Origin of the sequence: Sphingomicrobium nitratireducens, assembly GCF_026157035.1 — a bacterium.
Classification (GTDB): Bacteria; Pseudomonadota; Alphaproteobacteria; order Sphingomonadales; family Sphingomonadaceae; genus Sphingomicrobium; species Sphingomicrobium nitratireducens.
In genome coordinates this window covers 1,438,582-1,463,752 of record NZ_JANJZA010000001.1, presented here as the reverse complement: position 1 = coordinate 1,463,752, position 25,171 = coordinate 1,438,582, and the positions used below count along the sequence as shown (strand labels likewise).

At 67.3% G+C, this 25,171-nt stretch carries 22 protein-coding genes and 2 tRNA genes; 14 read left to right on the top strand and 10 right to left on the bottom strand.

Annotated elements, in window-relative coordinates; translation table 11 throughout:
• The first annotated feature begins 40 nt into the window (after positions 1-40).
• Positions 41-697 (top strand): alpha/beta hydrolase, encoded by a 657-nt coding sequence (locus NNY25_RS07565; RefSeq protein ID WP_265570735.1) that lies wholly within the window; start codon positions 41-43, stop codon positions 695-697.
• Between the two features lie 4 nt (positions 698-701).
• Here NNY25_RS07565 and NNY25_RS07560 read toward each other — a convergent pair whose 3' ends face one another.
• Positions 702-878, bottom strand: a complete 177-nt coding sequence (locus NNY25_RS07560; protein ID WP_265570734.1) for a hypothetical protein — start codon at positions 876-878, stop codon at positions 702-704.
• 52 nt (positions 879-930) lie between these two features.
• Between NNY25_RS07560 and NNY25_RS07555 the strand changes: the two genes are divergently transcribed.
• Positions 931-1,188: a hypothetical protein gene (locus NNY25_RS07555; protein WP_265570733.1), complete on the top strand. Its 258-nt coding sequence runs from the start codon at positions 931-933 to the stop codon at positions 1,186-1,188.
• On the opposite strand, the gene NNY25_RS07550 is transcribed toward NNY25_RS07555, so the two are convergent.
• Positions 1,185-2,132 carry a threonine ammonia-lyase gene (locus NNY25_RS07550; protein ID WP_265570732.1) on the bottom strand — a complete coding sequence of 316 codons (948 nt, stop codon included), beginning with the start codon at positions 2,130-2,132 and terminating at the stop codon, positions 1,185-1,187. The genes NNY25_RS07555 and NNY25_RS07550 overlap by 4 nt on opposite strands.
• A 188-nt stretch (positions 2,133-2,320) precedes the next feature.
• Between NNY25_RS07550 and NNY25_RS07545 the strand changes: the two genes are divergently transcribed.
• The 4 genes from NNY25_RS07545 (at position 2,321) to NNY25_RS07530 (ending at position 5,602) form a co-directional block, all read left to right on the top strand.
• The gene (locus NNY25_RS07545; protein ID WP_265570731.1) at positions 2,321-3,508 is read left to right on the top strand and encodes a type III PLP-dependent enzyme; all 1,188 of its coding nucleotides are present in this window, start codon (positions 2,321-2,323) and stop codon (positions 3,506-3,508) included.
• Between the two features lie 78 nt (positions 3,509-3,586).
• Complete coding sequence (locus NNY25_RS07540; protein ID WP_265570730.1) at positions 3,587-4,663, top strand: 1,9-bis(guanidino)-5-aza-nonane synthase; 1,077 nt, start codon at positions 3,587-3,589, stop codon at positions 4,661-4,663.
• A 63-nt stretch (positions 4,664-4,726) separates the two neighbouring features.
• A complete protein-coding gene (locus tag NNY25_RS07535; RefSeq protein WP_265570729.1) occupies positions 4,727-5,155 on the top strand; it encodes an MAPEG family protein in 429 nt (142 codons plus the stop codon).
• A gap of 15 nt (positions 5,156-5,170) precedes the next feature.
• Positions 5,171-5,602 (top strand): MAPEG family protein, encoded by a 432-nt coding sequence (locus tag NNY25_RS07530; RefSeq protein WP_265570728.1) that lies wholly within the window; start codon positions 5,171-5,173, stop codon positions 5,600-5,602.
• On the opposite strand, the gene NNY25_RS07525 is transcribed toward NNY25_RS07530, so the two are convergent.
• Genes NNY25_RS07525 through NNY25_RS07505 form a run of 5 tightly spaced genes read right to left on the bottom strand, consistent with a single transcriptional unit; the run spans position 5,599 to position 12,243 of the window.
• On the bottom strand, positions 5,599-6,792 hold the full coding sequence (locus NNY25_RS07525; protein ID WP_265570727.1) for a class I SAM-dependent RNA methyltransferase: 1,194 nt from the start codon (positions 6,790-6,792) through the stop codon (positions 5,599-5,601). The genes NNY25_RS07530 and NNY25_RS07525 overlap by 4 nt on opposite strands.
• Positions 6,789-8,138: an NAD(P)H-hydrate dehydratase gene (locus tag NNY25_RS07520; RefSeq protein WP_265570726.1), complete on the bottom strand. Its 1,350-nt coding sequence runs from the start codon at positions 8,136-8,138 to the stop codon at positions 6,789-6,791. The genes NNY25_RS07525 and NNY25_RS07520 overlap by 4 nt, the downstream gene beginning before the upstream one ends.
• Before the next feature lie 11 nt (positions 8,139-8,149).
• Entirely contained in the window at positions 8,150-8,971 is an 822-nt protein-coding gene (locus tag NNY25_RS07515; protein WP_265570725.1) for a 4-(cytidine 5'-diphospho)-2-C-methyl-D-erythritol kinase, read from the bottom strand.
• On the bottom strand, positions 8,958-10,556 hold the full coding sequence (locus NNY25_RS11595; protein WP_265570724.1) for a tetratricopeptide repeat protein: 1,599 nt from the start codon (positions 10,554-10,556) through the stop codon (positions 8,958-8,960). The genes NNY25_RS07515 and NNY25_RS11595 overlap by 14 nt, the downstream gene beginning before the upstream one ends.
• Positions 10,557-10,593: 37 nt before the next feature.
• Entirely contained in the window at positions 10,594-12,243 is a 1,650-nt protein-coding gene (locus NNY25_RS07505) for an electron transfer flavoprotein-ubiquinone oxidoreductase (RefSeq protein WP_265570723.1), read from the bottom strand.
• Between the two features lie 122 nt (positions 12,244-12,365).
• Between NNY25_RS07505 and NNY25_RS07500 the strand changes: the two genes are divergently transcribed.
• The 5 genes from NNY25_RS07500 to NNY25_RS07480 all read left to right on the top strand — a co-directional run bounded on the left by NNY25_RS07500 (position 12,366) and on the right by NNY25_RS07480 (position 17,475).
• A complete protein-coding gene (locus NNY25_RS07500; protein ID WP_265570722.1) occupies positions 12,366-13,097 on the top strand; it encodes a uracil-DNA glycosylase family protein in 732 nt (243 codons plus the stop codon).
• Entirely contained in the window at positions 13,094-14,812 is a 1,719-nt protein-coding gene (locus NNY25_RS07495) for a lytic transglycosylase domain-containing protein (protein WP_265570721.1), read from the top strand. Before NNY25_RS07500 ends, NNY25_RS07495 begins: the two co-directional genes overlap by 4 nt.
• Positions 14,813-14,852: 40 nt before the next feature.
• Positions 14,853-15,926, top strand: coding sequence for a PA0069 family radical SAM protein (locus tag NNY25_RS07490; RefSeq protein WP_265570720.1), 1,074 nt, complete (start codon positions 14,853-14,855; stop codon positions 15,924-15,926).
• Positions 15,927-15,994: 68 nt separating this feature from the next.
• Positions 15,995-17,356: a M20/M25/M40 family metallo-hydrolase gene (locus NNY25_RS07485; RefSeq protein ID WP_265570719.1), complete on the top strand. Its 1,362-nt coding sequence runs from the start codon at positions 15,995-15,997 to the stop codon at positions 17,354-17,356.
• Positions 17,357-17,398: 42 nt separating this feature from the next.
• Positions 17,399-17,475 (top strand) — tRNA-Pro (locus NNY25_RS07480).
• Between the two features lie 39 nt (positions 17,476-17,514).
• On the opposite strand, the gene NNY25_RS07475 is transcribed toward NNY25_RS07480, so the two are convergent.
• The 3 genes from NNY25_RS07475 to NNY25_RS07465 all read right to left on the bottom strand — a co-directional run bounded on the left by NNY25_RS07475 (position 17,515) and on the right by NNY25_RS07465 (position 20,629).
• Positions 17,515-17,591, bottom strand: a tRNA-Ile gene (locus NNY25_RS07475).
• A gap of 46 nt (positions 17,592-17,637) precedes the next feature.
• Entirely contained in the window at positions 17,638-19,233 is a 1,596-nt protein-coding gene (locus tag NNY25_RS07470) for a sensor histidine kinase (protein WP_265570718.1), read from the bottom strand.
• Positions 19,234-19,390: 157 nt separating this feature from the next.
• Positions 19,391-20,629, bottom strand: a complete 1,239-nt coding sequence (locus NNY25_RS07465; protein ID WP_265570717.1) for a tetratricopeptide repeat protein — start codon at positions 20,627-20,629, stop codon at positions 19,391-19,393.
• 164 nt (positions 20,630-20,793) lie between these two features.
• On the opposite strand from NNY25_RS07465, the gene NNY25_RS07460 reads away from it, so the two are divergent.
• The 3 genes from NNY25_RS07460 to NNY25_RS07450 all read left to right on the top strand — a co-directional run bounded on the left by NNY25_RS07460 (position 20,794) and on the right by NNY25_RS07450 (position 25,129).
• Entirely contained in the window at positions 20,794-21,558 is a 765-nt protein-coding gene (locus NNY25_RS07460; protein ID WP_265570716.1) for a YaaA family protein, read from the top strand.
• 144 nt (positions 21,559-21,702) lie between these two features.
• The gene (gyrA, locus tag NNY25_RS07455) at positions 21,703-24,495 is read left to right on the top strand and encodes a DNA gyrase subunit A (protein WP_265570715.1); all 2,793 of its coding nucleotides are present in this window, start codon (positions 21,703-21,705) and stop codon (positions 24,493-24,495) included.
• 160 nt (positions 24,496-24,655) lie between these two features.
• On the top strand, positions 24,656-25,129 hold the full coding sequence (locus tag NNY25_RS07450) for a host attachment family protein (protein WP_265570714.1): 474 nt from the start codon (positions 24,656-24,658) through the stop codon (positions 25,127-25,129).
• Positions 25,130-25,171 lie beyond the last annotated feature (42 nt).

The window sequence follows — 25,171 nt, the reverse complement described above, 5'->3', positions numbered from 1 at the left end:
TCGTGCGATACTATATCATCCGACTGACGAAGAGCGATCCATGCCCGAAGTGATTTTCCCCGGACCCGAAGGCCGTCTCGAAGGCCGTTTCACCCCGGGGCCCCGCCCCCGCGCGCCCGTAGCGCTGATCCTGCACTCGCACCCGCAGGCGGGCGGCACGATGAACAACCGCATCGTCCAGATGCTCCACAAGGACTTCGTGCGGCGCGGCTTTGCGACCCTGCGTTTCAACTTCCGCGGCGTCGGCAAGAGCCAAGGCACGTTCGACAACGGCATCGGCGAGTTGTCGGATGCGGCGAGCGCCCTCGACTGGGTCCAGCAGATCCATCCCGAGGCCGAGGTGACCTGGGTCGCGGGCGTTAGCTTCGGCGCGTGGATCGGCATGCAGCTTTTGATGCGTCGCCCAGAAATCCGCGGATTCATCTCGATCGCGCCGCCCGCCAACATGTACGATTTCAGCTTCCTCGCCCCCTGCCCGGCAAGCGGGATCATCGTCCAGGGCACCAATGACGAGGTGGTTACGCCGAGCGCGGTGCAGAAGCTGGTCGACAAGCTGCGCACTCAGAAGCACATCACCATCGAGCACAAGGAAATCGCGGGCGCCAACCACTTCTTCGAGAACGAGATCGACGACCTGTTCAAGGTCATCGACACCTATCTCGACTACCGCCTCGATCCGGACTGCCCGATCCGCTGACGTCCTACAGCGTCCAGATCAGGACGTTGGCGACGAGAATGATCGCCATCGCGATCATCAGGAGACCGCGTTGCCGTGCGACGCGGTCTTCTTTCTTGCGGGCTTGCTGAATGCCTGCCGCGCCGAGCAGGAAGGCGGCGAGCATCGCGATCGACAACAGGGCGGCGGCGGTTCCGGACATTTTTGCGATCCTTATACGCGTTCTTAACCGCTTCAAGCCTATCGATGGCGCCATGGACCGGGAACTGACGCCTGAAACGCGGCTCGAAGAAGCTTTCGAACGGATCGAGGAAACGATCCTGCCTTGCATTTCGATGATGCTCGAATCGCTGATGGATGCGAGCGCGGGCCTCGGCGATGCCGACCCCAAGGCGCTTGCCGCCGAATTGCAGATCCTGGCCGCCGAGCTCGAGGAACTGATCCAGGCGGTTGAGCGGTCGAGCCCGGCGCGCCTGACCCCCGGCCCCTATCGCAGCGTCAACGCCGCCTAGGCCACCAGCCGCGCGTGCAGCGCGGGATCCACATTACCGCCCGAAACGATCGCGACATCGCCTGCGCGCGGTTCGACGACGCCCGACAGCAAGGCTGCGAGCGCTACCGCGCCGCCCGGTTCGACCGTTTCGCCGTGGGCTTCGTGGGCGTAGCGGACGGCAGCGCGCACCCACTCCTCGCTAACGGCGACGCCCTTCGCGCCGCGCTCCTGGAGGATGCCGAACGTAATCGGCGACACCCGCGGTGTCTGGAGCGCGTCGCACAACGTGTCGGGCGCGTCATCGGCCACGGGAACGATATCGCCCGCTTCGTAGGAGCGCGCCATGTCGTCCCAGCCCTCGGGCTCGACGGTGACGATCTCGGCGTCGGGACAGGCGAGCGCGATCCCGGCCGAAAGCCCGCCGCCGCCACAGCAGACGAGGATGCGCCGCACTTCGTGCCCGATCTCGGCGGCCTGGACGGCGAGCTCGAGCCCCACCGTGCCCTGCCCCGCGACAACATAAGGATCGTCGAAACTCGGGACGAGCGTGGCGCCCTGTTCGACGGCGAGGCGCGCGGCGATCTCCTCGCGGCTCTCGCTGCGGCGGTCGTAAAGAACGATCTCGGCGCCCTCGGCGCGGGTCGCATCGATCTTCACCTGTGGCGCGTCGGACGGCATCACGATGGTCGCAGTCATCCCCAGGCGGCGGGCAGCGATCGCGACGCCGCGGGCGTGGTTGCCGCTCGAGAAGGCGACGACGCCGCCGGCGCGCTCGGCCTCGCTCATCGCGAGCAGGCGGTTGGAGGCACCGCGCAGCTTGAACGCCCCGCCTTCCTGCCGATTCTCCCATTTGACGGCGACGGGGGCCCCGCCGATGGCGGTCACGGTCAGCGGCGTGCGGCGAACCGCGCCGTCGATCCGGCGGGCCGCATCCAGAACCTCTTGTCGACCTACCTTCGCCACCCCAGCTAACCCTTTATGAAATCGCGGGAAAAAATCGCTTCGTTCAGCGTTTGGAAAGCGCACTTATCCTAGACGTTTCGTAGTCTTTACAACGGCGATTCCGCAAAATATATCGCGCTCCGCTGCCCCATGGGACTTCCTCCGCAAGGCAGCCGGTTGATCACAAGACTTTCAGGAGGTCCCTTGAGTTGCACAACCATCATTCTGCGCTGGGGCTAGCAACCACCCAGAGGCCGGTTCAGCCGGTCACGCTTCTCCGTCCGCACGCGGCCCATCGCGCCGCGCGTTTCTTCGCGGAGAAGTTTCCCGGCAAGTCGCTCTATGCGGTGAAGGCCAATCCTTCGCCCGACTTGCTGCGCGTCCTGTGGGATGCCGGGATCACGCATTATGACGTCGCCTCGATGGGCGAAGTGCGGCTCGTCTCCGAGACGCTGCCGGACGCGACCTTGTGCTTCATGCACCCGGTCAAGGCCGAGGAAGCGATCGCAGAAGCCTATTTCGTGCACGGCGTGAAGACCTTCAGCCTCGACAGCTATGACGAGTTGTTGAAGATCCGCCGCGCGACCAAGAACGCCAGCGACCTCAACCTGCTGGTGCGCATTCGCGTGTCGTCGGACCATTCAAAGCTCAGCCTCGCCACCAAGTTCGGTGCCGATCCCGACGAACTGACGCATCTCCTGTTCGAGACGCGCCAGGCCGCCGACGCGCTGGGCATCTGCTTCCACGTCGGCAGCCAGGCGATGAGCCCGGCCGCTTATTCCGATGCGCTCGAGCGCGTGCGCGATGCCATCGTGTCGAGCGCGGTGACGGTCGACATCGTCGATGTCGGTGGCGGTTTCCCGTCGGCCTATCCCGGAATGGAACCCCCTGCCCTCGAAGCCTATTTCGACGTGATCCACGAAAAGTTCGAAGACCTGCCGATCAGCTATTCGGCCGAACTGTGGTGCGAGCCGGGCCGCGCCTTGTGCGCGGAATATTCGAGCGTATTGGTCCGGGTCGAGCGTCGCCGCGGCGATGCGCTCTACATCAACGACGGCGCCTATGGCGCGCTGTTCGACGCCGCCCACATCGGTTGGCGCTACCCGGTCAAGCTGATCCGTGCCGAGGAATCCGCACAGGAGCTGGCACCGTTCAGCTTCTACGGGCCGACCTGCGACGATCTCGACCATATGGCGGGGCCTTTCATGCTGCCTGCCGACGTCCAGCCGGGTGATTTCATCGAGATCGGCATGCTGGGTGCCTATGGCTGCGCGATGCGCACCGGGTTCAACGGCTTCGGGGTCGAGGACCGCGTGGTCGTCTACGACGAGCCGATGGCCTCGCTCTACACGGGCGCGGCGGAACAGGCTGGCGCGTCGAACGTCGTGCAGCTGTAACCTTTTCGAGTGATTGAGATGCGTGCAACCGGGCCGCTGCGGCGGTCCGGCGGGCACGCGCCATAAGTGGAGAAGCGAATGACCACCGATCTTGCCACCCATCCCGACGAAGACCAGATCGACCGCCAGAAGAAGGCCGAGCTCCTGTCGAACGTCGTCGAACATATCGACATCAAGTCGTTCGACGCGCGTCCGATCGTCGAGGCGATGGGCAAGATGAGCTTTACCTCGCGCGATCTCGCGCGTGCGACCCGCATCTACAACCAGATGCTCGAGGACAAGGACTGCTCGGTCATTCTCGTCGTCGCCGGCTCGACCAGCGCGGGCGGCTGCATGGACCTTTATGCCGACCTCGTGAAGCACAACATGGTCGACGCGATCGTCGCCACCGGCGCCTCGATCGTCGACATGGATTTCTTCGAAGGGCTCGGTCACAAGCACTACCAGGCGCTCGAGATCCCCGACGACAAGGTGCTGCGCTCGCTCTACATCGACCGCATCTACGACACCTACATCGACGAAGAAGCGCTCCAGGACACCGATCACACGATCGCCGAGATCGCCAACAGCCTCGAACCCAAGGCCTATTCGAGCCGCGCCTTCATCCGCGAGATGGGCAAGTATCTTTCGGAAAAGGGCAAGAAGGACAACAGCCTCGTCAAGCTGGCCTACGAGCATGACGTGCCGATCTTCTGCCCGGCGTTCGTAGACAGCTCGGCAGGCTTCGGCCTCGTCAAGCACCAAGTCGACCGCATGAAGGCGGGCGAGGATTACATGGTTCTCGACGCGATCGCCGACTTCCGTGAACTCACCGACATCAAGATCAAGGCCGGCACCACCGGCCTTCTGATGATCGGCGGCGGCGTGCCCAAGAACTTCGCGCAGGACACGGTCGTGTGCGCCGAAATCCTCGGCCACGACGATGTCGAAATGCACAAGTACGCGATCCAGATCACCGTCGCCGACGTGCGCGACGGCGCCTGCTCCTCCTCGACGCTCCAGGAAGCGTGCAGCTGGGGCAAGGTCGACACCGCATTGGAGCAGATGGTCTATGCCGAGGCGACCTCGGTGCTGCCGCTGCTCGCCAGCGACGCCTATCATCGCGGCGCATGGAAGAACCGTCCCGAGCATCGCTACGCCAAGATGTTCGACTAGGTTCGCATCCGCAACGAGATTGCGCTACAAGGCCTCCCACACACGTTGTGGGGGGCCTTTTTCATGACGCAACTGCTCCAGCCGCTGACCGTGCTGATCCTCTGGTCGATGATCATGTGGATCTGGCTCTACGCGACCCGCATTCCCGCGATGAGAGCGGCGAAGATCGACCTCGAGAAGCGCTCAGGCGGGACCGGCAAGGATCTCGACGGGATCCTCCCGGCGAACGTTCAGTGGAAGGCGCACAACTACAACCACCTGATGGAGCAGCCGACGCTGTTCTACGCGGTGATCTTCGCGCTGCTCCTGCTCGGCGACGTCTCGCACACGACGCTGATGCTGGCGTGGGCCTACGTCGCCCTGCGCATCGTCCACAGCCTCGTGCAGGCGATCTGGAACAAGATCATCGTGCGCTTCTCGATTTTCGCGATCGCCTCGCTCGCGCTGCTGATGCTCGCGATCCGCGCGGTCGCGCTCGCGTTCAATTCGTAACAGGGGAGAAGAACCATGGAATTCAATCCGTTGGTGGGGCCTGTCGTGGCCCTCGTCGTGTGGACGATCATCGTGCTGTTGTGGTTCGCGACCTTGCTGTTCGCAGGGATCGCCAAGAACGGGATGAACGCGCCCGACGGAACGCGCGTGCGCGACATCACGCAGTTGCCCCACGCGATCCAGTGGAAGAACCACAACTACATGCACCTGATGGAGCAGCCGACCATCTTCTACGCGGTCGTGTTCGCGCTGATCGTGATGGGCGATACCAACGCGCTCAACCTGACGCTGGCGTGGGGCTATGTGGGACTTCGTGTGCTCCACAGTCTGGTACAGGCGACGGTCAACAAGGTGCCGATCCGCCTCGTCCTGTTCCTCGCCTCGACAGTGTGCCTCGTGGGCCTTGCCCTCCATGCCGCGCTGACGGCGTGGGCGCATCTGGCCTAGCGCGAAAAGGCGGCTGCCAGCTCGACATGGGTCGACCAGCGGAACTGGCCGACCGGTCGGACCCAGTCGAGCGAATAGCCGCCATCGACGAGCGTGAGTGCATCCTTGGCGAAGGTCGCGGGATTGCAGCTGACATAAGAGATGCGCGCAACCTTTGAGCGCGCGATCTCGCCGACCTGTGCCTCGGCACCGGCGCGCGGCGGATCGAGAACGATTGCGGCAAACCGCGCCAGCTCGTCCGATTGCACCGGATTGCGATAGAGATCGCGGTGCGACGCCTCGACGGGGAGACCCGCGCGGGACGCGGCGCCCTTCAGCGAGAGAATGGCGTCACGCCCCGCTTCCGCCGCCACGACGTCGCGTCCGCGTGACGCCATCGCGAAGGCAAAGGTGCCAAGCCCTGCGAACAGGTCCAGGACTGGCCCCTCGCCTGCCGTCGCTTCGAGCGCGGCGGCGACCAGCGCGTCCTCGCCGTCGCGCGTTGCCTGCAGGAAGGCACCCGAGGGAAGCGCGACGGGGATACCTGAAAGAGTGACCGTGACCGGCTGCGGCGCCCAGCGATCCTCCGCACCATAACCCTCGTCGATCGACAGCCGCGCGAGCTTGTGGCGCTCGGCGAACTCGCTCACTGCCTCGACTGCTTCGAGCCCTTCGGTGGCGACGCCCGAAAGCATGACGTCGACGCCCTGGTCGGCGAGCGTCATCTGCACCTGTGCGGTGCGGCCTTTGGGGAGCAGCACCCCGAGCAGGCGGCGCAGCGGCACGACCAGCGCGAACAAGTCGGGCGCGAGGATGTGGCATTCGGCCATGTCGACGATCCGGTGCGAGCGTTCCTCGTTGAATCCGATCATCACGCGCCCGCCCGCCTTCATCGCCTTGAGGCTGGCGCGGCGACGGCTGTTCGGCGGCGACAGGTGGCCGGGACGAAGGTCTGTCTCGAGCCCGTGATGCGCGAGCGCGCCTGCCACGCGGTCGGTGCAATAGGCGGTAAGCGCGTCTTCGGAGAGGTGCTGCAGCTGGCAGCCGCCGCATTGCGGGTAGTGACGGCACGGCGCCGCCGCGTGGTGCGGGCCCTCCCTGACGACGCGCCCGTCCTCGACGAGATCTCCGGGCGCGGCGAGCGGGACGTGGGCGCCCGATGGCGTCACGCCGTCGCCTCGCGCGGCGATGCGGACGATCTCCTCGCTCACAGGACGTCCGGGATCGCGGCGACGAGGTCGTCGGCGATCATGTGCGGACCTGCGGCCTCGGCGGCGCGGCCATGCACCCACACGCCCGCGCAGGCCGCCTCGAACGGCTCCATGCCGCGCGCACGGAAGGCGGCGATGATGCCCGAGAGGACATCGCCGGTTCCGGCGCTGGCGAGCCAGGCGGGCGCAGGCGGCGCGAAGCCGAGGCGACCGTCGGGCGAGGCGACCAGCGTGTCGGGGCCCTTGAGGACGACGATGCACTGGCTTTGCTGCGCGGCCTGCAGCGCGCGGTCGGCCTTGCTGCCGTCGAGCGTGCCGAACAATTTCAAGAACTCGCCCTCGTGCGGCGTAAGAATGGCGTCATGACCGACGAGCCGGTCGGGATCGCCGACATGGCCGAGCGCGTCGGCATCGAGCACGAGCGGGTGCGTCTTGGTCAACGCGACGGTGAGCAGTGGCGGGATGTCGCCCATGCCCGGGCCGACCAGCAGGCAGCCGATCCGTTCGTCGTCGAGCGCGGCCGGGTCCTCGGTCTGGACGATGGCGCTCGGCAGATTGTCGATCATCCGGCTCGTCGAGACGCGGACATAGCCCGCGCCCGCCCGCGCGGCGGCATGGGCGGACAGGGCGATGGCGCCGGGCATCGCACCTGACAGGCAATGCACGAGGCCGCGATCGTACTTGTGACCCGCCGGATCGAGCGCGGGCAGGTCGGGCCGGGCCATCTCGAACCAGTCGCTTTGCGCCTCGACCCCGATGTCGGCGGTCACCACGCGGCCGCAGTGATGGATGGCGGGCGCAAGACGGTGGGCCGGCTTGAGCGCGCCGAAGGTGACGGTGAGGTCGAACATTGGCACGGGCGAGAGCGCGGCGCCGGTGTCGCTCTCGATCCCGCTCGGCAGGTCGCAGGCGATCTTGAGCGTCGCCGCGTCGGCGAGACGCGACAGGGTGGCCGTGAGCGGCTCGTCGAGTCCGCGGCTGAGGCCAGTGCCGAACAGGCAGTCGACGAGGAGCGGTGCGTGGCTCGTCTTCTCGCCGAGCGGCTCGACGTCGCCGTCCCACCGCTTGCGCGCCGCCTTGGCCGCCTCGGTCGTCGGTTCGGCCAGCGCGGCCACGCGCACGTCGAAGCCGCGCTGGGCAAGGTGCCGCGCCGCGACATAGCCGTCGCCGCCATTGTTGCCCGGACCCGTCAGAACCAGCGCGGCGCGCGGGCCGGTATAGAGCGCGATCGCCTCGGCCAGCGCGGTGCCGGCGCGCTCCATCAGCTCGATCTCGGGCGTGCCGGCGGCGATGGAGGCCTGTTCGGCGCGCACCATTTCGGCGGTGGTGAGGATCGCTCGGGTCATCGAGCGGCCCCCTAGCGCAAGTGGCTGGCCAGATGCCACCATTTCTCGGGCACGGCGGCCGCGGCGCTACCGCGCGCCTCCTCGTTGTCGAACAGCGCGAAACAGGTCGCGCCCGATCCCGACAAGCGCGCGACATCGACGCCCTCGCGCGCGGCGAGCCAGTCGAGCACGTCACCGATGCCGGGCACCAGCGCACGCGCGGGGGCTTCAAGATCGTTGCGTCCCTCGCGCCAGTCGCCCAGCGGGCCGCGATCCTCGCCGTCCCAGCGCGCGAATACGTCTGCAGTCGACAGGGCGGTACGCGGATTGACGAGGAGGACCGGCGTTCCGGAAATGTCAGGCAGGTCCACGGGCGAGAGCGCGTCCCCTACCCCGTCCCCGCGTGACGTCATCGACAGGAGGCAGGCGGGTACGTCCGCTCCGAGCCTCGGCGCGACCGTGGCGGCGTGCGCCGGATCGATGCTCCACAGCCGGGTCAGCAGGCGCAGCGCAGCGGCCGCGTCGGCCGAGCCTCCGCCGATCCCGCTGGCGACAGGCAGGCGTTTGTCGAGCGTCAGGCGGGCGCCGCCGTCATGCCCTGCAGCTACGGCCAGCTGGCGCGCTGCTTCGAGGACGAGATTGTCGTGGCGCGAAAGCTCCGTTGCGAACGGCCCGATGATGGCGAGTTCGAGTCCGTCCGCATCTTCCGCTTCGAGCCAGTCGCCGTCGGTGCAGAAGGCGAACAGCGTCTCGAGCTGGTGATATCCATCGTCACGCCGGGCGCGGACGTGGAGCGCGAGATTGAGTTTTGCCGGGGCGGGTTCGCGGTACGCCGGGCGATCAGGGGGCGCCATTGGCCTCGGTCAGTCCCAGCGCGAGCTTGTCGTCGAGCCGTGCGATGCGGTCCTCTTCTTCGGCGGAAACGCGCGCCGCGCGCCAGGCAAAGCGCGCCTCGATCGTGCGCCCGCTCGCCCACAGCGCGTCGCCATAATGCTCGTGGATCTCGGCCTGATCGGGATCGAGCCGCGCCGCGCGCCCGAGCACTTCGACTGCCTCGTCGAGCCGTCCGCGTTTGAAATGCGCCCAGCCCAGCGAATCGGTGATCGACGGATCCTCGGGGCTGAGCGCGCTTGCCGCACGGATCAGCGCCTCGGCCTCGTCCATCGCCTCGCCGCGCTCGAGCTGTGCATAGCCGAGGAAATTGAGAAGGATCGGCTCCTCCGGGGCCAGTGCCATCGCGCTGTGAAGCAGGCTGCGCGCCGCCTCCCAGTCGCCCGCTTCGTCGCGTGCCACCGCCTCGAGGAAATAGATCGTCCAGTCGTCGGGCTGCAGCGCGCGCTCTCGTGCGTAGGCGTCGGCGGCGTCGCTCCAACGTTCCAGCTTGGCGTAGACGTCTCCGATACGCGCTTCGACACCCGACGATCGCGGACGACGCTTGCGCTCGTCGCGCGCGAGCTTCATCGCCTCGTCGATCCTGCCGGCCTCGAGCAGCAGCTGGATTCGGCTGTCGAGGGCCTGCGGGTAGAGCAGCGACTCCTGCGGAACCGTGGCCACCAGCGCGATCGCGTCCTCGGGCCGTTCCTCCATGTCCATCAGCAGGCTGCCGACGATGGCGGCCTCGGTGTAGCCGGGCGAGCTGGCGCGCGCGATTTGCGCCATCGCCACCGGGAGGGTGCGATCGCGGATGCGGTTGAGCTGGACCGAGAGCGCGGTCAGCAATGCCGCGTAGCCGTCGGCCGGCCTCGTCGGCTGCAGTCCGAGCGGCCTTCCGGCGAGCAGGCGTTCGCGTGCGGCGGTCAGCACCGGATCGGGCCCTTCGAGCAGCGCCAGCGCACCGCTGCGATCGCCCGCTTTTGCGAAGCCTTCGGCATAGCCGATGCGCAGGCCCGCCTCCCGTCCGCCGGCATTGGCGAGCGCGTTGACCAAGAGCGGCCGGGCCGCCTCGAGGTCGCCTGCAAGAAGGTAGAGGTGCGCCAGATGCTCGTCGATGAAGGCGTTGAGCGGGCTTTGCCGCGAGAGCCCCGACAGCGCGAGGATTGCGCGTTCGCGCTCGTGCGGCTTGTCGCTCGCCATGCCGATCCAAGCGCGCACGAACGGAGCAATGAAGTCGAGGCTGACCCGTGCCTCGTCCTGCGAAAGTAGCGCGAGCGCCTCGTCGTAGCGCGCGCGGCGAAGCGTCTCGCCGAGGAGGAACAGGCGCCCGTCGAGATTGAGGTCGCGGGCGAGGACCGGGTCCGCCGCGATGGTGCGCGCAAGGTCGAAACGGCCGGCCGCGATCGCGCTGGTCATCGCCTCGGCGCCGAGTTCTGGATTGGAAGCGCCCGATGCCACCAATTGCGCGAACAAGGTGGCGGCGCGGTCGCTGTCGCCGATCGCCTCGGCGGTGCGCGCGCCGACATAAAGGTCGAGCCGTTCGGGGCTGGCCGCGGCGGCGGGCACCGCGACGGTGGCTGCGAGGGCGATGGCGGCGAGGCGGCTACATGTTGGGATAGTTCGGGCCTCCTCCGCCTTCCGGGACGACCCAGTTGATGTTCTGGGTCATGTCCTTGATGTCGCAAGTCTTGCAGTGGACGCAATTCTGCGCGTTGATCTGGAGCCTGGGCTCGCCGACATCCTCGCCCACGATCTCGTAGACGCCGGCCGGACAATAGCGCGTTTCCGGAGAGGCATAGAGTCGATAGTTCACGTCGATCGGGATGCTCGCATCCTTCAGCGTGAGGTGGACGGGCTGGTCTTCTTCGTGATTGGTGTTCGACAGATAGACCGAAGAGAGGCGATCGAAGGTCAGCACGCCGTCGGGCTTGGGATAGACGATCGGGTGACAATGCTCCTTGCGGCGCATCTGCGTGTGATCGGCGTGGTGCTTCATCGTCCACGGCGTGCCGATGCCCAGATGGTTCATCCACATGTCGAAACCGGCAATGACCGTGCCGATGGTCGAGCCGAATTTGGCGACCGCAGGCTGCGCGTTGCGGACCTTCTTGAGTTCGGTGCCGATCCAGCTCGAGCGAACTGCGGGCTCGTAGGCATCGAGCACGTCGTTCGACCGCTGCGCACCGAGCGCTGCGAAGGCGGCCTCGGCGGCGAGCATGCCCGACTTCATCGCGGTGTGGGTGCCCTTGATGCGCGGCACGTTGACGAAGCCCGCCGAGCAGCCGATCAGCGCGCCGCCCGGGAAGGCGAGCTGCGGGATGGACTGCCAGCCGCCTTCGTTGATCGCGCGCGCGCCATAGGAAATGCGCTTGCCGCCTTCGATCTCGGCGCGGATCGCGGGATGCGTCTTCCAACGCTGCATTTCCTCGAACGGTGAGAGGTAGGGATTGTCGTAGTCGAGCGCGACGACGAAGCCGAGCGCCACCTGGCCGTTGTCCTGATGGTAGAGGAAGCCCCCGCCCCACGCGTCATCGAGCGGCCAACCCTGCGTATGGATCACCCTGCCCGGCTGATGTTTCTCGGCAGGAATGTCCCACAATTCCTTGATCCCGATGCCATAAACCTGCGGACCCGAATCCTCGCGCAGGTTGAAGATGCGGGTTGCTTCCTTGGTCAGGTGGCCGCGCGCACCTTCGGCGAAGAAGGTATACTTGGCGTGGAGTTCCATGCCGGGCTGGTAGTCCGGGCGCTTCTCCCCGTCGCGCGCGACGCCCATGTCGCCGGTGGCGACGCCCTTCACCTTGCCTTGGTCGTCGAACAATATCTCGGCGGCGGCGAAGCCCGGGAAGATTTCGACGCCGAGCGCTTCGGCCTGCCCCGCGAGCCAGCGGCACAGATTGCCCAGGCTTCCCGTGTAGGTGCCCTTGTTGTGCATGAAGGACGGGGTCAGGAGATGCGGGATCGAATATTTCCCAGTTCCGGTCAGCACCCAGTGGTGGTTCTCGGTGACCGGCACCTTGAGCGGGCAGTCCCTGTCGCGCCAGTCCGGGATCAGCTCGTCGAGCGCCTTGGGATCGATCACCGCGCCCGAAAGGATATGCGCGCCGACTTCGGAGCCTTTCTCGAGGATGCACACCGACAGGTCGCGCCCCGCTTCCTCGGCCAGCTGCTTGAGGCGGATCGCGGCGCTCAGGCCGGCAGGCCCGGCCCCGACGATGACGACATCATATTCCATGGATTCGCGGGTGGTCATTCTGTCCCTCTTTCAAGGCCCGGCGCGGGCAAGCGTCTTCCGGTCGCGGCGCGCGGCCCGTCCGACGCACCTGCCCTGCCCAATGCTTGCATTGCTCGTCAACCTTGTCGAAGGACTGGGACATGAGCGGAGCGGGAATCGATCAGGCGGGGGCAGCCGCCCTGTTGGCCTGGTGGCGCGATGCCGGCGTCGACGTCGCCGTGCGCGAGAATGCCCCGGCCTGGACCGATCTCATTCCCGCGACTGCGTCTCCCGTTCCACAACCCGCTCCGTCTGCGGCGCCCGTCGCCGAAAAGGCGGACGATGCCCCCCGCCCGGCCGTCCGGTTGCCCGAAACACTCGCGGAATGGCCTCACTGGATCGAGGCGGAGTGCACGGCGCGCGGCGCACGAGCGGTCCTGCCGCAAGGTATCGAGGGAGCGCCGGTGATGATGCTGGGCGACCGGCCCGACCGCGCCGATCTTGCCGACGGACGTCCGATGGGCGGCGCTGCCGGGGCGATGGCGGAGCGGATGCTCGGTGCGCTGGGGCTCGACCCACAAGCCGCCTACTGGGCGCTGCTCGATCACGGGCACGTTCCGGGCGAACGGCTCAAGAACGGTGAAATCGAAAAACTCGCGCCGCTCGCGAGGCTCCATATCGGCCATGCCGCGCCCCGCCGACTGATCCTGTTCGGCGACGCCGCAGCGCGCGCGCTGACCGACAAGCCGCTCGCCAAGGCGCGCGGAGTGCTCCACCACGTCGAGGGCATTCCCGCCGTCGCCACCTTCCACCCGCGCTGGTTGCTCGAACGTCCACAGGACAAACGGCTCGCCTGGGACGACCTCCTCCTGCTCAAGAGCGAAACCGAATGATCTTACGACTGTCGCTGGCTGCCACCTTGCTCGCGTCCTCGGCCCCTGCGTTCGCCCAGGCAAACGATCCGCTCGCACCGCTTCCGCCGGGGCAGCAGCAACGCCTGCCGGAAGGGGCGCAACTCCCCGACGTCGAGGCGAGCTGGTCGGGCGTGTTCGCCGCGATCGATCGCGAGCAATGGGACGTGGTGCGCGCGATGCTGTTCAAGCTCGACACGCGCCACCCCTTGCACCCGGTCGCCGAAGCCGAATTCTACCTCGCCGCCAATTCGCCGCGCGTCTCCAAGGAGCCACTCGAGGCGTTGCTCGTGCGGGCCCCCGAATTGCCGCAGGCCTCGCAGCTCGCGCGTCTCGCCCAGCGTCGCGGGGCCGACGCGATGCCGGTGGTTGCCACGCGAGGCCTGCGCACGCTGGGTTCCGCCCCGCGCCGCCAGCGCGGGCGCTCGAGCGACGATCCCGTCGCGGTGCGGCTGCGCGAGGAGATGACGTCGTTCGTCGACGCCGACGACGGGATTTCCGCCGAAGCGCTCTACCGGGCTGCGGTCGACGAGGGATCGCTTGTCGGCGAGGGACGCGCGGAAATCGCGCAGCGTGTCGCCTGGATCCATTACGTCCGCGGCGCCTACGCCGATGCGCGCCGCGTTGCCGCGGAGGGCGCGGCGTACGGCCAATCCGAATGGAAGGCCCGGTCGGCCTGGATCGAGGCGCTGGCCAGCTGGCGGCTCAACGATTGCCGCACGGCGGGCGACGCCTTCCGGCTTGCCGCGCTGGGGACCTCGGACCGCGAACTGGCCGCTGCCGGGCATTACTGGTCGGCGCGGGCGGCGCAGGCTTGCGGTAACCCCCACGAGGTCCAGTCCCGCCTGCGCGCTGCCGCGGCCAACGAGGAAAGTTTTTATGGGATCGTCGCGCGCGAGACGCTCGGCATGGCCCTCAAGCCCGCGCAGCGGGTCGAGACGCCGTCGGCGCGCGATCTCGAACGGGTTGCCCAGCTGCCCAACATCGCGCGCGCCATTGCGCTGGTCGAGATCGGGCGCAGGTCCCTCGCGGAGGAATATCTCAAGCACCAGGCGGCGATCGGCGATCCGAGACAGCACAAGGCGCTCGTCGAGATTGCCAAGAGGCTCGATTTGGGCGGCGCGCAATACTGGCTTGCCACCAACGGCCAGCCGGGTGCGAGCGTCGATCTGGCGGACCGCTATCCCGCGCCTGGCTGGACGCCCGACAACGGATGGCGTCTCGATCCCTACATCGCCTACGCCCACGTCATCCAGGAAAGCGATTTCAGGCCCCGGGTGGTCAGTCCGGCGGATGCGGTCGGCCTGATGCAGGTGCGTCCCGGGACCGCGCGCGACACGGCGCGCAGCCGTGGGCAGACGGTCACCGCCGACGATCTCAAGCGTCCCGAGACCAACCTCGACCACGGCCAGGCGTTCATCGAGCTCATGCGCCGCGAGCCGGCGACGCGCGACGAGCTTTTCCGCGTCACCGCTTCCTACAATGCCGGGCTGGTGCCGGTGACGCGCTGGCAGTCGATCGCGGATGGGGGCGACCCGCTGCTGTGGATGGAAAGCCTGCCCTACTGGGAAACGCGCTTCTACATCCCCTCGGTGTTGCGCAATTACTTCGTCTACCACGCGCTCGCGGGAAACCGCCCGCCCGCGCTCAAGGACGTCGTCGAACACCGCGCGCCGAAATATCCGACACGGCGCTGATGTTCTTGTTCTGTTCCGCATGATGGACTAGGCTGGCGCCATGCCAGTCGAGTCGATCAAGGGCCGCGGCGCCACCCGCAACGCCACCCCCACCCGCTTCAATCTGAAGGAGCGCGTGGTCGAGGGCGACTGGCTCGATGCGGTCGAGGATATCGACGGCGCGCCGCCGCCGCGGCGCACCAGCGTGACGATCGAGCGCGCGAGGACCATCCTGACGCGCAACAGCTCGCCGGACATCGGGTTCGACCGCTCGGTCAACCCCTATCGCGGGTGCGAGCACGGCTGCATCTACTGCTTCGCGCGCCCGACCCATGCCTATCACGACCTCTCGCCGGGCGTGGACTTCGAAAGCCGCCTGTTCGTGAAACCGGACGCCGCGGCGCTGCTTCACCAGGCGCTGGGCAAGAAGGGCTACACGCCGGCCCCGATCGCGCTCGGCACCAATACCGACCCGTTTCAGCCGATCGAGGCGGAATGGAAGGTGACGCGCTCGGTGCTCGAACTGCTGCTCGACCTCAAGCACCCCTTCACCATCACCACCAAGTCCGACCGGGTGCTGCGCGATCTCGACCTGATCGCGCCCGCCGCACGGCTCGGCATCGCGGCGGTGGCGATCAGCGTGACTTCGCTCGACCCCAAGGTGCATCGCACGCTCGAACCGCGCGCCCCTGCCCCGCGCAAGCGCCTGGCGGCGATCGAGGCGCTGGCCGAAGCGGGCGTACCAACCCACCTTTCCATCTCGCCGGTCGTTCCGCACATTACCGATCCGGAAATGGAAGCGATCCTCGCCGCCGGGGCCAACGCGGGTGCGCGCGGCGCGTTCTTCCTGCCGGTGCGGCTTCCCCACGAGGTCGCGCCGCTGTTCCGCGCCTGGCTCGACGAGCATTATCCCGAGCGCGCCGGCAAGGTGATGGCGACCATCAATGCGATGCGCGGCGGGCGCGACAACGACCCGCGCTTCTTCTCGCGCCTGCGCGGACAAGGCGTGTGGGCCGACCTGTTTCGCGCCCGCTTCGAGCGCGCGGCGCGTGCGGCAGGGCTCGGACGCTCGAAGTTCCAGCTTCGCACCGACCTGTTCGAGCCGCCCCAGGGCGACCAGCTCCGCCTGCTCTGATGTTTTCGACGAAGGGCGGTGACAGGGGGCGAGCGGGCGGTTACGCCTTCGCCATGACTCGCGCTCTGATGACCGCGGCGCTTCTCGCCGCTGCCGCCATTCCCTCCCTCGCCGCCGCCCAGCAGACAATGCCACCGCCGGTGATCGTCGATCGCGAGGTCGCCGCGCTGCGCGATGCCGCGCTCGAGGACGATTATGCGTGGGATATCGTCGAGGCGTTGACCACCGAGGTCGGCCCCCGGCTTGCAGCGACCGAGGCCGAAGCGCGCGCCCGCGCCTGGTCGGTCGCCAAGCTCAAGGCGATGGGGTTTGCCAACGTGCGGGTCGAGGAATTCACCATGCCGCGCTGGACCCGCGGCTCGGAAAGCGCGCACGTCCTCTCGCCCTTCCCGCAGCCTCTCGCTGTCACAGCGCTCGGCAATAGCGGGTCGACGGGCGCCGCCGGCGTGACGGGCGACATCGTCGCCTTCTCGTCCATCGACGAATTGCGCGTCGCGCCCGACGAGGCCGTGAAGGGCAAGATCGTGTTCGTCGATCATGCCATGGCCCCGACTCAGGACGGATCGAGCTACGGCCCGGGCGGCGCGCCGCGGAGGCAGGCGCCTACCCTCGCGAGCCAGAAGGGCGCGCTTGCCGTCATCGTGCGCTCGGCCGGAACCGATCATCATCGCCATCCCCATACCGGCACGATGGCTTTCGCCGACGGCGCCAAGCCGATCCCCGCGGGCGCGCTGAGCGTGGTCGATGCCGAACAGCTCGTGCGCATCCTCGAGCGTGGCCGTCCGGTCCGCCTCCACCTCGTCCTCGAGAACGAGCGGGTCGAGGGGCAGACGTCGGGCAATGTCATCGCCGAGGTGCCGGGCCGCGATCCTTCGCTTGCGCCGATCCTGGTGGCGGGCCACCTCGACAGCTGGGACCTGGGGACGGGTGCGATCGACGACGGCGCCGGTGTCGCCATCGCCGCCGCGGCCGCCAAACGCATCATGGATGCAGGCCGCCCGCTGCGCACCATCCGCATCGTCTGGTTCGGCGCCGAGGAGCCCGGCCTGTTCGGCGGCCGCGACTATCTCGCCCGTCATGGCAGCGAAGACCATTATGCCGCGCTCGAAAGCGATTTCGGCGCGGATCGCATCTTCCGGATCGACAGCAAACTCGGCGAAGCCCGTGTCGAGGAGGCGCGCATGCTCGCTGCCGCCGTCGCGCCGCTTGGCGTGGTCACGGGCGCGTTCGACCGCGCGGAAGGATCGGATATCTCGCCGCTGCTCAATGCCGGAACGCCCGGTGTCGGGCTCAGCCAGGACGGCATGCGCTATTTCGATTACCACCACACTGCCGACGACACGCTCGACAAGATCGATCCCGAGGCGCTGCGGCAGAATGTCGCGGCGTGGACCGCGGTTCTGGCGATCCTCTCGGGCGGTGTCGAATAGACTTTGCCGCCCGAGGCGCCTCTGATAGGGCGCGGGGCCAGTCGGGGAGTAGCGCAGCCTGGTAGCGCATCTGCTTTGGGAGCAGAGGGTCGCAGGTTCGAATCCTGTCTCCCCGACCACTCCCCTGCCCACTCGACTTGCAGCGCAAATGGCGGCGGTGGTGGGCCCGGCAGGACTCGAACCCGCAACCTAGCCGTTATGAGCGGCCAGCTCTAACCAGTTGAGCTACAGGCCCCCCGCCTTCTCTCGCCCTAGCCGCGTGAAGGCGGCGGGCGCAAGCGTCACGATATCGCGGTCGGCAGATGGAGCGCGATCGCGTCGGGTTCGATCGCCAGTTCGCCGCCCGCGATGCGGATGAGGCCGCGCACGAGACGCAGCGAGAAACCGAGACCCAGGAGCGGCTTGCCCTCCCCCTCGAGGCTGAGGGCGGGGTCGAGTAGGCGCGCTTCGGAAAGTCCCTCGATGCTGGCGGGACGGTTGACCGAGAGCTTGCAGTGCGAGCCCGGCCGCGCCAGCGCGACGCGGAGTGTTTCGCCCTCGCCTGCCGCCTCGACCAGGGCACCGACGAGGCGCGTGACGAGCCGCATGGCGACTTCCTCGTCGAGCGCGCAGTGGAAGTCCTCACCGCGAATGTCGGCCCTGACGGTCACGCCGGCGCGCTCCGCGCGGGGCTGGAGTGCGGTGATGGCACGCCCGACCAGCTCGCTCGCATTGCTCGGCGCGCCTGCCGCCTCGACCTGCCCGGACTGGACGCGCGCGGCGAGGTCGAGATCCTCGATCGCCCCCAGCAGGATACGGGCCTGCGTGACGATCTCGGCGGCGCGTTCGCGGTAGCGGCGATGCGCCGGGCCGAGATACTGGCCGTCGATGATCTCGGCGAAGCCGATGATCGCGTTGAGCGGCGTCTTGATCTCGTGGACCAGCTCGCGCAGCGAATCCACGTTGCGCGTGGTCGCCGCCGGTCGGCTTGCCCGCTTGGGAGCGGCGGCGCTCCTGCGCGGCCTGGTCGCAATGGGCCTGGCCTCGGCTTTGGGGCGAGCATGGCCGTGATAGCCGAGGAAACGCCCGTCCTCGGGATCGAATGCGGGTTCGCCGCTGATCACATAGTCGCCAAGCGGCGCGATCGAGAGCGCGACCTCGTCGAACGGCGCGCGCGCGGCGAACGCATCGGCGACGCTTGCGCTGAAGTCCTCGCTGGCGATCGAGCGCCCGACCATCGCGCCGCGCGGCACGCCTTCGACCCAGCGGACGTCGCCGCCCGGGCCGCTTTCCCAGCGGAACAGGCCGCCTTTCGCGGGGGCGCGTTCGGGCGCAGGCGGCGGCGGTGCGGGCGGCCACTCGATGCCCGGTTCGACGCTCGGCTCGGCGCGCGGCACCACCGGGGCGGGCGCCGGCGGCTCGGGCGCTGTCTTGGCGCTGCGGCGCTCCTCCACCTTGGCGGCGAGCCCCGCGAAGTCGGGTTGCTCCATTTCCTCCAGGCCGGGGTGAAGCGCGGCGAGAAAGCGCCGCGTCTCCTCGTCGGCGATCGCCGCCAGGTGGCGTACGCGCGGCTTGCCGAGGCGCGCGGCGGCCAGCACCGGCGCATTCACGACCAGCGCGTCCTCGGCGAACAGTTCGAGCAATTTGAGCGGGAGCGGCCTGCCGGCGATCGCGCGTCCGGCGGCGGCGCGCACCTCGCGGGCGACCTTCGACCGGTCGGCGCGGGCGACGGCCAGCGCGGCGATGAACGCGGCGCTTTCCTCGTCCTCGGCCCCCGCCTGCGCGGCGAGCTCGACCAGCTGGCGCCAGCGGACGGCACGATCGTGCGCATCCGCCACCGGCAGGGTCAGCAAGGTCGCAAGGCGGTCGTCGAAGCGCACCGGTGGTCGATCTCCCATGCGGGGACATTCCCGCGTGCGCATGCTTGCGGGCGCAAGGCCGTGGATCACAGGGAGGTGCGGTTAACCTTCCCGAATTGGGACAGTTCCCGCGCGGCCAACGAAAACGGGCGCCGACCGCATGGCCGACGCCCGTTTCTCGTGGTTCCGGAACGGCTTAGCCGCGGGTGTCGAGATACACCATCCAGTAGGCCGCCGTGTCGGCGTGCGGGCCCTGCACTTCGCGAAGAGCGGTGCGGGCGCCCTCGACGTCGCCCATGCGAGCGAGCGCCATGCCGAGACGCAGGTTGGCCAGGTTGGCATCGACCCCGGTCTTGCCGAGCGCGGCGCGGTAGAGGTCGGCCGCCTTCTGGTACTCGCCATAGCCGTAGAAGGCGTCGCCGGTGACCATCGCCTGACGTGCTTCGGCGGCGCTCATCGCCTTCTTGGCGGCGGGCTCGAGGCCCGCACGGTCGCCATCGGCCTGGCTGGTCGCACGCGACAGGATGTCCTTGAAGATCACCTTGTTGCGATCGATGTTGCCGGCACCGAAGCCGTTGTTGAGCACGACCAGCGCCTCGCCCGGATAGCCCTTCTTGAGGAGCTCGTCGGCGAACATGTAATAGTCGTTCTCGCCATTGAGCGCGTCGACCGCCGCCTGGAGGCGCATGACGTCGATGAGATCGCCGATGTTGCGGTTCGACAGCGCCAGGTAGATGCGCAGCGCGTCACGCCAGTTCTGCGCGCTTGGATAGGCACCGACCCACTTCTGGCCGATCTTGATCGCCTGGGCGTCCTCGGCCTCGTAGGCCAGCGCAACGGCGCGCTTGTACCAATTCTCGTCGACCGCCGTCTGGGCGGCCTCGCGCTTGGCGATCGCCTCCGCGATCAGCTTCACCGCTTCGCTGGGGCGCTGCTGCTTGTTACGGGTCTCGGCAAGCGTGATGAGCGCGTCCGAATTGTTCGGATCCATCTCCAGCGACTTCAGGAGGATCTTCTCGGCGTTCGTCAGGTCGTCGGCATTGTAGAAGATCTTGCCGAGATTGACGTAGATCGGAAGCAGTTCGGCCATGTCGGCCGCGCCGCTTGCCGCCATCTCGTCGAGTGCGGCAAGCGCAGCCAGATTGTCCTTCTGGTCGCTGGCCGCCTTGAGCATCATCTGACCGTAGACGTACTTGTCGTCGTTGGTCTTGAGCGTGGCCTTGGCCGCGGCCGACAAGGCGGGAAGCTTGTCCCATTCCTTCGCGGTGATCGCCGCCTGCATCTCGAACAGGGCAGCGCGGGCCTTCTTCGATAGATCATATTCCTTCTGCGGCTTGGCCTCGGCGGCCTCGTCCTGCGCGAAGGCGGCGCTCGGGGCGGCCGTCATGGTCATGCCGGCAAGCGCGAGCGCCACGGCGGTCATCGGGAATTTCATGGATACAGGCTCCTCTATTGCCTTGATCGGGGGAAAACGTGTGGGGGCATACCCCCTCGAAACGCATATCGGAAGCCCAAGTGCCAGATTCGCGCTGAACGTCCATTGAATAGGGCCGAAAGCTCCGGTTTACCTCGCAAGGACGCTGGGCTAGCCAAGGCGCCATGCTGATCCTGCTTTCGCCTGCCAAGTCGCTCGACCTCGAAACCCCCTACCCCGAAACAGCCACCGTCCCGCGGTTCGAACGCGACGCGGCCGCGATCGCGCGCGCGGCCGACGACCTTACCGCTGCCGATCTCAAGAAGATCATGGGCATTTCGGACAAGCTCGCCGCGCTCAACGAGGAACGGTACGACAAGTTCTTCTCGGCCGAGACGCGCCCCGCGATCCGCACCTTTGCGGGCGACGTCTATCGCGGCTTCGACGTGGCCAGCGCCGACGAGCACGTGATCGCCTTCGCGCAGGATCACGTGCGCATCCTCTCGGGGCTCTACGGCATGCTGCGCCCGCTCGACCGGATGCGTCCCTATCGTCTCGAGATGGGCACTGCCTGGTCGCCCGAGAAAGGCGACAAGGGCAAGCTGACCGACCATTGGGGCGGCAAGGTTGCCAAGGAATTGCGCAAGCAGTTGCGCGAGGAGGGCTCGGGCGTGCTGCTCAACCTCGCCTCGAACGAATATTACGACGTCGTGCGCGGACAGCTTCCCAAGTCCTTGAAGATCATCGCGCCCGACTTCCGCGTCGAGACTGCCAAGGGACTGCAGTTCCAGAGTTTCGCGGCCAAGGTCGCGCGCGGCGCGATGGCGCGCTGGGTGTGCGACGAGCGTGTCGAGGATGTCGGGGAATTGAAGCGCTTCGACCGCGACGGCTGGCGCTACCGAACGGACGGATCGACCCCGGATGCGCCGTTGTTCGTCCGCGAAGGTTGACGTAAACGTAAACCGGAATCCGGATTTCATGCGTTGAGGGCTGCTTAATGCTGGCCTCGCGCGTGCGCGCGCGCTAGTCTCTCCGAAGACAGATTCGGCGCGCGTCCCTGTGCCGGAGCCTCACCAACGACGACAGGATTTTTCGTGGCCGACGACACCCCGACCGACACGCTTCCCGAACCCGCAGGCGACATCGCCCCCATCTCCATCGTCGAGGAGATGAAGACCTCCTATCTCGACTATGCGATGAGCGTCATCGTCAGCCGCGCGTTACCCGACGTGCGCGACGGGTTGAAGCCGGTCCACCGCCGCATCCTCTACGCCTGCCAGGAAGCGGGCTATGTCGCGGGCCGCCCCTACCGCAAGTCGAGCCGCATCGTCGGTGACGTCATGGGTAAGTATCACCCGCACGGCGACAGCGCGATCTACGACGCCCTCGCGCGCATGACGCAGGACTGGTCGATGCGCGTGCCGCTGATCGACGGCCAGGGCAATTTCGGCTCGATGGACCCCGATCCGCCGGCCGCGATGCGGTACACCGAAGCGCGCCTCGCCAAGGTCGCCAACTTCCTGCTGGGCGACATCGACAAGGACACGGTCGCCTTCCAGCCCAACTACGACGCCAGCGAGAGCGAGCCGCAAGTCCTGCCCGCGCGCTTCCCCAATCTGCTCGTCAATGGCGCCGGCGGTATCGCGGTCGGCATGGCGACTAACATCCCGCCGCATAACCTCGGCGAAGTGATCAATGCCTGCCGCGCCTACATCGCAGATCCGGCGGTGACGTCGGAAGACCTGATGGAGCACGTCAAGGGCCCCGATTTCCCGACCGGCGCGCAGATCCTGGGCGCGAGCGGCATCCGTGCCGCCTACACCACCGGGCGCGGCTCGATGATGATGCGCGCCAAGGCGCACGTCGAGGAGACGCGCGGCGACAAGAAGCAGATCATCCTGACCGAGATCCCCTACCAGGTCGGCAAGTCCGGGTTGGTCGAGAAGATCGCCGAAGCCGCCAAGGACAAGCGCATCGAAGGCGTCAGCGACATTCGCGACGAGTCCAACCGCGAGGGCGTGCGCATCGCGATCGACCTCAAGCGCGACGCGACTCCCGAGGTGGTGCTCAACCAGTTGTGGCGGCACACGCCGGCGCAAACGAGCTTTGCCGCCAACATGCTCGCCATCCGCGGCGGGCGTCCCGAGACGCTGACCCTGCGCGACATCATCGAGAGCTTCGTCAAGTTCCGCGAAGAGGTCATCACCAACCGCTCGAAATACGAGCTCGCCAAGGCGCGCGAACGTGCTCACGTCTTGCTCGGCCTGGTCGTCGCGGTCACCAATCTCGACGAGGTCGTGGCGATGATCCGCGGCTCGAAGAGCCCGGCCGAAGCGCGCGAAAAGTTGCTCGGCAAGGAGTGGCCGATCGGCGAAATCGTCCAATATATCGAACTGGTCGAGGGCCAGGCGTCCGACCATGTCGGCGGCGTCTATCGCTTGTCCGAATTGCAAGTGAAGGCGATTCTCGAACTGCGCCTCCACCGTCTCACCCAGCTCGGCCGCGACGAGATCGGCGGCGAGCTCGAGGAGCTGGCCAAGACCATCGGCGAACTGCTCGAGATCCTGTCGAACCGGGCGCGCCTCTACGAGGTGATGGTCGAGGAATTCGACGAGGTCGAGGCCGAGTTCGCGACCCCGCGCAGGACGTTGCTCGCCCCCGCCGTCGACGGGATCGAGGACGAGGACCTGATCGAGGTCGAGGACATGGTCGTGACCGTGACCCACACCGGCTACATCAAGCGCACCCCCCTCGCCCTGTTCCGCGCCCAGCGTCGCGGCGGCAAGGGCCGCGCGGGGATGAGCACCAAGGAAGAAGATGTCGTCACCAACCTGTTCGTGACGACCACGCACAACCCGGTGATGTTCTTCTCCTCCACGGGCCGCGTCTATCGCATGAAGGTTTGGAAGCTTCCCGAGGGCGGCCCGACTGCCAAGGGTCGCCCGATGGTCAACATCCTGCCGCTCGCCGACGGCGAGACGATCACCACCGTTCTCCCCCTCCCGCAGGACGAGGCGGAATGGGCCGGTCTCCACATCATGTTCGCGACCGAAGGCGGCACCGTGCGCCGCAACTCGATGGACGCGTTCACCAACGTGCCCTCGAACGGCAAGATCGCGATGAAGTTCGACGAGGACGAGGGCGGCAATCCGACCGACAAGCTGGTCGGGGTCGCGCTGCTGACCGAAGACGACGACGTGCTGCTGGCCACGCGCAACGGCAAGGCGATCCGCTTCGAGGCGACTGCGGTGCGCGAGTTCACGGGTCGCGCGTCGAAGGGCGTGCGCGGGATCAGGCTGCTGGGAGACGATCGCGTCATCTCGATGTCGATCCTCGGCTCGACGGGGTCGACTGCCGAAGAGCGCGAGCTCTACCTCAAGTCGCCGATCTGGCGCGACAACGAGAGCGCCGAAGGACTCAGTGCGGAGCGCTATGCCGAGCTGGTCGAGAAGGAGCAGTTCCTGCTGACCATCACCGAAAACGGCTACGGCAAGCGCACCTCGACGTTCGAATATCGCGTCACCAACCGCGGCGGTCAGGGCGTGGCGAACATCGTCACTTCCGAGCGCAACGGCAATGTCGTCGCCAGCTTCCCGGTCCATCAGGGCGAGCAGCTGATGCTGGTCACCGACCAGGGCAAGATCATCCGCACGACGGTCGGCGACATTCGCATCGCCGGCCGCAACACGCAGGGCGTCACCATCTTCAACGTCGCCGACAAGGAGCATGTCGTCTCGGTCGCGCGGATCGACGAGGAGGAGGATGCCGAGAACGAGGCCGAGGAGATGGTCGAAGGCGATCTCCAGGGCGACGACAAGACGGTCGCGCCGACCGACGATGGCGAGATCGGCGAGGACCAGGCCGAGGGCCCCGAAAACGGCGCCTGATCGCGGCGACTGTCCGAACGAACGAGGCCGCTCCCGCGACAAATCGGGGGCGGCCTTTTTCGTGGTGCGAAAAGCCCTTTCGCCGCGACGAACGGACGGAACGCGGCGGGCTTCTGTCACGTTGGTGGAATGACTTCCAACGTCGATAGAAGGAGACCCCATGGGACTGGCCAACGACGCCCTCGTTCTCGTGACCGATGGTCGCAAAATGCTCTTCCTGCGTAACGAGGGAGACCGTAACCAGATCGACCTTCGGGTGGAAAAGCACCGGGAACGCGACGACGCGCCCGACCGCGAGCTTTCGACCGACGGGCCGGGTTCGGTGTTCCAGTCGGGAACGACCGGCCGCTCGAGCTACGAAGAGACCGATTTCCACCAGCTCGAAGAGGATCGCTGGGCGCACGAGGCAGCAGAGCGCGTGAACGCACGCGCCTTGTCCAACGACTTCGATGCCCTCGCCATCATCGCCCCGCCCAAGACGCTCGGCGAACTCAGGAAGAAGCTCCACAAGGAAGCCGAAAAGCGCGTCGTTCTCGAGATCGACAAGGAAATGACCAATCAGCCGGTCTCCGATATCGAGAAATTGATTGTCGAGAATACCAAGAACCATGCACCTGCCGAGGTGCTCACCTGACCCCCGCGAAAACGGGGTGCAACCGGAAGGGCGGTGCGACTT